This is a genomic window from Secundilactobacillus malefermentans (assembly GCF_008033155.1).
In the GTDB taxonomy this organism is placed as follows: Bacteria; Bacillota; Bacilli; order Lactobacillales; family Lactobacillaceae; genus Secundilactobacillus; species Secundilactobacillus malefermentans.
Genome location: NZ_CP042371.1, coordinates 846,592 through 855,830 on the forward strand (window position 1 = coordinate 846,592; position 9,239 = coordinate 855,830).

7 protein-coding genes are annotated in these 9,239 nt (G+C 43.1%); all 7 read right to left on the reverse strand.

Annotated elements, in window-relative coordinates; genetic code table 11:
* Positions 1-111: 111 nt before the first annotated feature.
* The 7 genes from FGL90_RS04185 to FGL90_RS04215 all read right to left on the reverse strand — a co-directional run bounded on the left by FGL90_RS04185 (position 112) and on the right by FGL90_RS04215 (position 9,200).
* A complete protein-coding gene (locus FGL90_RS04185; RefSeq protein ID WP_147657020.1) occupies positions 112-1,404 on the reverse strand; it encodes a sensor histidine kinase in 1,293 nt (430 codons plus the stop codon).
* 4 nt (positions 1,405-1,408) lie between these two features.
* Positions 1,409-2,095, reverse strand: a complete 687-nt coding sequence (locus FGL90_RS04190; protein ID WP_147657022.1) for a response regulator transcription factor — start codon at positions 2,093-2,095, stop codon at positions 1,409-1,411.
* Between the two features lie 290 nt (positions 2,096-2,385).
* Complete coding sequence (locus FGL90_RS04195) at positions 2,386-3,045, reverse strand: ABC transporter ATP-binding protein (RefSeq protein ID WP_010619118.1); 660 nt, start codon at positions 3,043-3,045, stop codon at positions 2,386-2,388.
* A gap of 451 nt (positions 3,046-3,496) precedes the next feature.
* Positions 3,497-4,945: an ABC transporter permease gene (locus tag FGL90_RS04200; protein ID WP_147657024.1), complete on the reverse strand. Its 1,449-nt coding sequence runs from the start codon at positions 4,943-4,945 to the stop codon at positions 3,497-3,499.
* A 152-nt stretch (positions 4,946-5,097) separates the two neighbouring features.
* The gene (locus FGL90_RS04205) at positions 5,098-6,813 is read right to left on the reverse strand and encodes a CotH kinase family protein (RefSeq protein WP_147657026.1); all 1,716 of its coding nucleotides are present in this window, start codon (positions 6,811-6,813) and stop codon (positions 5,098-5,100) included.
* Positions 6,814-6,828: 15 nt separating this feature from the next.
* Entirely contained in the window at positions 6,829-7,701 is an 873-nt protein-coding gene (locus FGL90_RS04210; RefSeq protein ID WP_147657028.1) for a glycosyltransferase family protein, read from the reverse strand.
* Positions 7,698-9,200: a glycosyltransferase gene (locus FGL90_RS04215; protein WP_187240441.1), complete on the reverse strand. Its 1,503-nt coding sequence runs from the start codon at positions 9,198-9,200 to the stop codon at positions 7,698-7,700. The genes FGL90_RS04210 and FGL90_RS04215 overlap by 4 nt, the downstream gene beginning before the upstream one ends.
* Positions 9,201-9,239: the final 39 nt, after the last annotated feature.

Consider the following 9,239-nt stretch of genomic DNA (forward strand, 5'->3'; position numbering starts at 1 on the left):
ATCGTAGCTAGGCGGAGAAAGCAGCCTTTTGGAACCCGACTAAGCAAAAGTATTCGGAAATAACAGAGCTGGGACAAAACAAATGTTTTGTCCCAGCTCCGTCTTTTTGTCTTATTTTATTGGAAGTACCACGGTGAAGATACTACCACCACCGGGATTATCGGTCACTTTAATGCGACCATTATGTGCCTTAATAATCCAAGCAGCGATCGCAAGTCCTAACCCATTTCCACCGGTTTCCTTATTGCCTGAGCGTTCTTCCCGATAGAATCGATCAAAGATTCGCTTCTTGTTCGCATCACTGATTCCCTGCCCAGTATCCATGACCTGAATTTTCAGCGAGTTGTTTTCGATAACCGTGCGCACCGTAATCGTATCACCCGGCATCGTATATTTGGCGGCATTATCCAGCAAAATCACCAGTAGCTGATTAATTCGTTTGGTATCCAGCATGACGGACTGCGTTGTTTCCGTCTTAATCACAAACTGTTTATCCTCACTTTGAACAAATTCTTGGTACGGATCCAACACTTCGCTCATAAATTCCGGCACAACGACGCTCGTTTTTTTGATGGCAATGGCGTTGGAATTCGCGCGGGCCAAGGTAAGCATATCGCTCGTCAACCCATTTAATCGCCTAATTTCCGACAGCGACATGATAATTGGGTCAATCTGATCCTTAATCGTATCGTTGGGTTTGGTCATCAAGCCCTCCAGCTGATTCTGGATGATGGTCAATGGTGTCCGAATTTCATGCGCGGCACTGTCAACAAAGTCCTGCTGCTGTTGCCAGGCCTTTAGAACGGGTTTCATGTTAATCCGCGAGACAATGTAACTAATGATGAAAACTAATAGTCCAAATAAAATCAGCGCTGCTAACAACAGATTTTTAAATCGATTAATCCCCTGCAAATCTGGGGTGATGTTCTGAAGCACCATGGCGTACTTGGCGTTCTTCAAAAAATCGTTATTTTTAATATTATTTCGCTTTTCCACCCCTGCCGGTAGGCGATGCCGCTGCGTGTCTGCATTTACTTTTACGTAAACGCCACGCATGGTTGCTTTACCAACCTGTTTGCTAAAAGTTTTATTGAGATCTTTCGTTTGCCCTTTGACCTTCAAAATTGACGCGGAAAAGCGCTGGAGACTGTCGCGATTCAAAATTTTGCCATTTTTATCGTAGTAAATCGTAATCGTCTTAAAATCAGAAGGTCGATCCATTAGCATTGGCTTCTTGGACACGATGGCTGCCCGCTGCTCTAATCCTTTATCAATGTTTGCATAGGTACTTTGTTGAAAGCGCGCAAAGATAATCAGCCCTAAGATCGAGAAAATGACCATAAAACTGATTAACTCGGTTAAAAATAACCGTAACTGTTGTTTGCGATTAACAATTTTATCCACTAAATTACTTCACTTCCAGTAAGAATCCGACGTTTCGAAGCGTTTGAATCAAGTCTGGCCGACCCGCATGCTCCAATTTTCGTCTTAGGTTACTAATATAAATGTTGACCACGTTAATCGTCGTGTCGGAGTCCATCCCCCACACTCGGTCAAAAATCTGCTCGCGGGAGACGATGATGTTTTTGTTTTGCACCAAGTAGGCTAAAATATCGTACTCCTTACCCACTAACTTGAGGGCTTGATCGGAAATTAAAACCTGGCGATTTTCAGTATTTAACCACATTGCATCATCAACGACCAGTCGTTGGTCGTCTTGATAAACACCGCTTCGTTTGAGCAACGCCTTCACCCGCAAAATGAGTTCTTCACGATGAAAAGGTTTCGTCAAATAGTCGTCCGCACCAGCCTGAAATCCCGTTACTTTATCATCCAGACCATCCTTAGCCGTTAAAATGAGCGCCGGTGTTTTCACTTTATTTTTTCGGGCACTCTTGATAACTTCGATACCGTTCATGAGCGGCAACATCAAATCCACGATGAATAAGTCAAAGGGCTCTTCAATGGCTAAATATTCGCCTTGCTCGCCATCGAATGCCTGGGTCACCTCGCCAACGTCCTGTAAGAATCCTTTGACGCTGTCTGATAACTGGTGATCATCTTCAATCAATAATATTTTTATGCTACTTGCCATGTACACCATCCCAATTTTGTTCGCAAGATTTCGTTTCGTGAATTGAAGCAACTGTGAATCGTCACAACATTTCTATTCGTGCTCCGCTCCACTGCGTACTACGTCTAACTCTAGCCTACGAGGAACAAGTTCCTCTTCCAGGCTCTTCGTTAGTCCTCGCAAGCAATCGTGGATCGTCACAACATTTCACAACAAGGTTGCCCCAAACCTCTCGATTTGAGCCAACCTTTTGCTTTTCTCTATTTTACCCTATTAACGGGCCAACTTCATTGCCAACCCTAAAGTGAAACCTAATTGTTAGACACTTTGAATTGATTATCCTTTAATTCAATTTTGACATCGCCCTGCTTGGCAATTTCTGAATCATGCGTCACGATGATAACTGTTTTGTGATGATTATGCGCCAGATCCTGGAATAACTTTAAAATCATTTCCGAGTTGGCAGCATCTAAATTTCCAGTCGGTTCATCGGCGATAACCGTTGTTGCATCCACAACCAAAGCTCTAGCGATGGCCACTCGCTGTTGTTCACCACCAGATAATTTCTGAACGTTCTTACGTGCCTTTTCTTCTGAAATGCCCACATTTTTCAAAGAATCAAGCACAAATTGTTTGTCACCGCGATGACTGGACTTAGTGATATCAAGTGCCGTCAAAACGTTATCAATCGCTGACATGTATGACATTAAGTTATATTGTTGGAAAATCATCGCAATTTTGGTGCGGCGATAATTTGTTAACCCAATTTTATTGATATTCTTATCATCAATTGTGATTTCTCCCGTTTGGGGGGAGTCTAATCCAGCAATGAATGATAGAAAAGTTGTTTTGCCAGAACCGGAAGCCCCAACAAACGTATAGACCTTACTTTGATCAAAACTCAGGTTAACATTTTCATATAACGGTTCTGAATTTGCATACGCATGGGTAAGTTCTTTAACTTCTAACATGTGTGCGCTCCTTTCGCTTTCAATGGTTATGTCGCTAAAGCGACCAGTCGGACTGGGACCTACTCGTTTTCAATGTCTATTTTGCTGTCGCAAAATCTGATTCTCATACGGAGAACCATCCAAACTGCCATACTTCAACTTAGCGACTTTTGCTTTAGTTGAATGGACAACGCCCGGAACATCAGAGATTCTCGGAACGAGAATATTCCTTAGAGTGAAGTAGTTATGTCGCTAGAACGACTAGTCGGACTGGGACCTATTCGCTTTCAATGTCTATTTTGCTGACGCAAAATCTAATTCTCATACGGAGAACCATCCGAACTGCCATGCTTCAACTTAGCGACTTTTGCTTTAGTTGAATGGACAACGCCCGAAACATCAGAGATTCTCGGAACGAGAATCTTCCTTGAAGTGAAGTAGTTATGTCGCTAAAGCGACCAGTCGGACTGGTTTATTCACTCGTCAATATTTTCTTTGGCTTCAATCTCAAAATTCCTATTGAAGCAACACACACTGCCAACGCGATAATGACAAATCCTAAACCACCCAACTTCATAATTGACGATGGCGTAATCGTCGTCTTCAGGCTCTTAAGCTGACTCGCTTTAGACGTTGAAGTTGTTCCTTGGCTCATTCCTGGACGACCCATTTTGGCGCCGCCACCAGTGCCACCAGGTGCCTGTCCCTGACCACCACCGCCTGGTCCACCAGTTGAGGTGCCCGTACTCGTTGACGTTGTTAGAGAGGAATTTTGCTGTGCCAGAAGTTGGTTACCAACCTTATTACCCACAATATTTCCAAATAAGCTGGCCACTACTAATGACGCAATCATGATGATGAACAACTCTGAAAATAGTTGTGCCACAATCTTTGATTTAGATTCGCCTAACGAAACCAGGATTCCAATTTCACGCCGACGAGAACGAACTGACAGGATGATAATCAGTGCAAGAATAATTGTTCCTGCAGCGGCAACCAACCAGACAATTTTAGAGGCAAACGCTTTAACGTTCTTCATTGGCTGAAGCAATGATTGATAAGTTGAATCATCAGATGTTACTGAGAAATCTGAATCGCTAATGATTGACTTGATTTGCTTGATTGTTGCCTTTGATTTCTTCGAGTTAGATAACGTATAAGTTACAGTGCTTGCCTTGTTTTCCTTGCCGTTGATGCTGGCTGGTAACGTATAACTGGTGTAAATCGTATTGCTTGGGTCGCTACCTGGCATACTGCTACTTGAACTCGTTTTATAGATTCCGACAACCTTCATAGTGACATATTTCTTGGAGGTCGTCTTAATTTTGATGGTACTACCCACTTTTAAAGCATCTTGCTTAGCTAATTGCTTTTCAATGACGACATTTTTTGTGCCGGCATCACTAGCTGTAATATTTCGGCCAGATACTAATTTAGAAGTCTTAGACGTGAAATCCGAAGCTAGTTTAGTGCTCGTAACCCCACTTAGCGTTGTGTCGCCGGAAGAGGTACTGCTAGTGCCGCCTGGTCCACCCTTCATTGCTCCCGAAGAACCAGTTGTGGTTTCTATCGGATCAAACGAGTTAGCGGTAACTGAGGCAGTCGTTTGAATATTGTAACTGGCGACCGTACTTAATTGTCCGGCCTTTTTCGCCTTTGCATTTGAAACCGTTGGCGTTGTGATCTTAGTGGAACTAGAGCTCCCTGGTTTCATATTTTTGAACATTTTATTTCGGTTCGCTGAAACGGTGATTGTCGTTCCTGCTGATTTTGTTGCACTCTCTGTGGCGCTGACTGCGGCACTTTGAATGATGATACCTGAAAGAATGAAAATTAAAATGGCTGTCATTATCAGAAAGAGGAGAAAGCTTTGTCCCTTTTTGTGAATGAGATATTGCTGTGCCCGTTTTAAAAAGTTCAATTTCCCATCTCCTTAGCTTTAATGTTATTGAGTCTATAGGCGTGAGGTTAAATGAAGTTTAAAGCAGGAAGTGCTTTACCAATCGTTAAGTTATTGAGGATTATAAAGAAAACAAAAAAACGCTCATCCCAATTAGATGAACGTTCCCATTCCTATTTCGTTAACTGATCCACCCATGCATCACATTCTGCCAAATGTTTGGGCAAATAATCCTTTAAATAATCAAGCGTAAACCAATTTGCAGGCGACTCCCACAATGCTTGATCCAGCTTGACTGATTGCTTAATCTGGCCTGCTTGTGCTTCGGCATCTGCCATAATTAAATCGGACTGCAGCACCGTTTGGCGCAAAGCTTGCCACTGTTGCTGAATCTCAGTTGCAAACGTCCGCTTCATTTTCTCCCAAAGGGGACTCGTTTGATCATCAACCGTTTTTTGATGATTTTTACTTTCAGGATTGACCTTGTGGCCAGCCGTTCCCACCATGAAAACAGCGTCTAAATCCAGAATCGTAAACAACCACTTTTGCCCGTCATACGTGTACATCACGTTATTGTGCGTCATATTGTCGTATGCATCAGTTGCAATCACGAACAGAAAGTAATTAATCACCTTGATTGGGTCAAAGTAGTCGTTGGCCTTCGCGTAAAATTCCGCATCACTTGCCTCATGAATGAAGCTGGTTAACCGATAAATCGACTCTCGCACCACTTTATTTCCAGCTGATTGATGGCTCATAATGTCAAAATCACTGCCATCTAAATGAGGGTGCGATTCAGAAAATACTAAACCTGGCCTATCTGTGTGGCCTTGGCGCCCCATAATCATTATTTCGGACGATGAGCGAGAATCAATTTCTAACGAATTTGCATCCAAATAGGTCATTAAATTGTAGATTCCGGTCGTTTCACCGTTCATGCTTAAATTAACTGGATAGCCGGCTGTAGTGCCCAGAAAATCAGTATCCCGCACCGTATTGACGTAAGCATCATCCGTTTTTAAAATGGCCCGCCATAAATTTAAAGCGGTTTGCGTCCTCACGTGAGTCGGATCCATGTAGTCAGACCTCAAAGAAAATTTGGACCTTGCTTGTTGCCAATCAAATAGTTTCAGCTTCAAAGGTTCTCGAGTTGTCACATCCTTAAATAGTTGAATTTCATAATTATGGCGCGCCCAACTTGCACTCGAAGCGCCCTGAACGGTGATTCGCCCCCAAGCTGTTACGGGGGTCTGATTGAGGAGATGAATTGTCACTGGGACAACTGCCGTCCGCCCCTTTGCGAGCTTAAAAACATCTCCAGTAATATTAATAAGCGGCAAAACAGTGCCTTCATTCGTTATAAATTCCTTATTAATCCAAATTGTTCTGCGATTATCAATCACATGGACAAATGTACCAGCTGAACTCGTCGCTTCTTCAAAGACTTGGACAACATTTTCCTTAAAGTAATTTTTCCTAATCGACCGGCGTTTAACGTGCGCTGTGGGCGTGCTGTACGGCAAGTTTTCGTAGATGGGCAAATGTTCCGTGAAGTTCAATTGGGCCAAGTATGGCGTTTTCGAAAAAGTATATGTCCTGGTCGGCACCTCTAACGCATCCTTCGCAATCCAGTAAGCTTCATCCCGAATTGTGACGTGACACCAAATTGAGCCAATGTTGAGCAACATTTCCTCAAAAACGGCCACCGTTTCGCCATGAAACTGGCCGAGGTCGCCACCCGATTTAATCGTCTCACCCGCACGAACGGGCCAGGGATTTCCAGCGTACATCCCATCCTTCCGATTATTTTGGTTAATAACGCCATCATAAGCTACCTTCTTAAGATTGACGACGTATGACTGATATTCAGATTTCGATTCTTTCGTCATGCTAATCCGCTCCAATTATTTTTTCGCCAAACTCGCCAGTAACGTTGTCCAAGCTTCAGTTTCATCCGTTTGATAATCGTTACCACGTACCACTTGAACGCCTGCTTTTTCAGCCATTTGCGCCTGATTATCATTTCTAACAAGCAACGCATCGTAGGCGGCTAACTTTTTCGGAATTTCGTTATAGATGGTCCCCACTTTTAGAATAGTTTGGGGTAATTTTGCCAGCAACTCATCGTAGTCCGTTCTTTCAGTGACAACGATATCGCCAGGCTTTAGGCGCTGCTCTAAAAATTCCAATTCTAAGTCTTGCCTGCTATAAAATCGCGCATGCTGACCAGCCTTACTAAAAGTTGCGTAGTGCTTTTGATCAAACGTCGCCGTTAAGGCCGTCTTGTCTGCCTGATCAAAATAAGTTTGCGCTGCCGTGACGCCATCCCGTTGATAGGCTGTCATCGCCAACCGGCCTAAGTCATTGAAATAGTCCAATTGAATTTGATTCCCTAACCGGTCAAAGTACCGAACTTGTTCCACTTTTCCCCGTTTATCAGTTTGCGCTTCGGCAACGGTTAGGTCACCATCCTGAAATTGATAGTCTCGACTCTCAGGGTGCATTCTAAAGTAGCCATCCAAATCATGAAAATCATTCACCGAGAGTGGACTAGCTGTCGGTTGTTCAAAGCCTTGCAGTTCATCAAATAGCGATTTAATTTGACCCTTTTGAGCAACGATTGTCCCAGCGGTTTTACGCCAATTTGGTGAAAAATGCATGAGTAGAAGGGTCGCATCAACGCCCATTTCATTGAACATTTTGAGACGCTTAAGACTCGTCTTTTCGATAATCGTGTTTTTAGCATTCAAAGTTCCATTGATGAGATATAGCATCATTGTTGACCGCCTTTCTCGTAAAATTCTGCCGCCCGCTCACTAATTTGTTGCCACTGCGCAAAGACTTCTTTTTGACTAAACCGCAGCGCAGATTCGTAGGCGTGATTGCTATATTCTTGCCACTTTTTCTTGTCCTGCAGCAAATCAATCCCGGTACTGGCCGCGATTCCACGATCGCCCATCGCAACAATATTGCCATTTTCGCCAGGAATAATGAATTCGCGCGGTGCGTATTTGAAATCATAAGCAATCACTGGAACGCCGTGTGATAGGGCTTCATTAATGACCAGCATCACGCCTTCGTACTCACTAGTTACAATCATCAGTTGCGCTTCGTCGTACACCTTGGAAATATCTAGTGCGAAATCGTGAAATTGGATTTCCTTTTCTAGCTTCAACTCTTTAATTTGCTGCTTCAATTTATCAAAGTAGTCATCATCAGAAACCAAGCCCCAAATATCAAACGTGGCATCCGGAATCTCCGCGTGAATTTTGTTAAAAATATGAATCTGTTCTTCAATCCGCTTTTCGGGTGAAATTCGCGAAATTGAAATCATTTTATAGGGTTGGCGATCCTTTAGCTTATTCTTTGTAACAGTTTCAGGATCCCACGAAGCACCAGAAATTTTCACTACTTTATCATCTGGAAACTGGAGGCGACAGTCGGCAGCCTGTTGGTCCGTTTGTGCAATCATGCAGTCCCACTGATTCAAATTTAGTAGGGGTTGGCGATAGTTAAAATTATAGTCCTTTGATGTGGGATTCTTTAGGAGGTTGGTCGCGTGAATATTGTGCAAGAAGAGGGCCTTATAAATGGGCGTCTTCGTGTTTTCCATTGCCCAGGAAACGTCTAATGCTCGGTCAGTGATGAAGGCCGATTGCGGGAAAGCTTCGGCCAATTGGCTAAGAAAATAGGCTTGTAATTCATTTTTCCCAGTTAGGATTGTTTTGCGCTGGCCATCATCGACGATAACCGACGTTTTACTGACCTTTTCATCCTTGAGTTGCCAACGCTGTGTGATGCGCTTGTTGCCCGCTAAATCATAGTAAATATCAACTAGGCGGCGCTGATTAACATCAAAAATAATGGTTGATGATAAAAATCCGCGAACATCATACTTATCTTCCGACGTGTATTTTTCATCAGGACCGTAGTGCAAAACGCGCTTTACGTTTCCGTTTGAGAACGTATCGATAAATAAGGTGAGCTTTCCCTTAAGGTAGTATCGTTTATTCTTTTCTGTCACTGATGATAACGGTAATTTGGCCATTTTTAATATGTCTGTCGGTTGAATTTGCCGTTGTTCAACTTCACGAATATCGCACAAATAATCATACAAGTTAAAATATTCATCGGCGTGTACGCCGTGAGCTGCCATTCTAACGCTAGTTTCGGGATCATAAAGCATTGTTAAAATTTTAGCTGGCTTACCAAATTTTCGAAATAAGACCAACCGTTTAATTTGCGCATTTTCGATTCCTGACACTTTAATTTTCATCGTTTGCCCTACAAAGAAAAACATCGTGACATCCCCCGT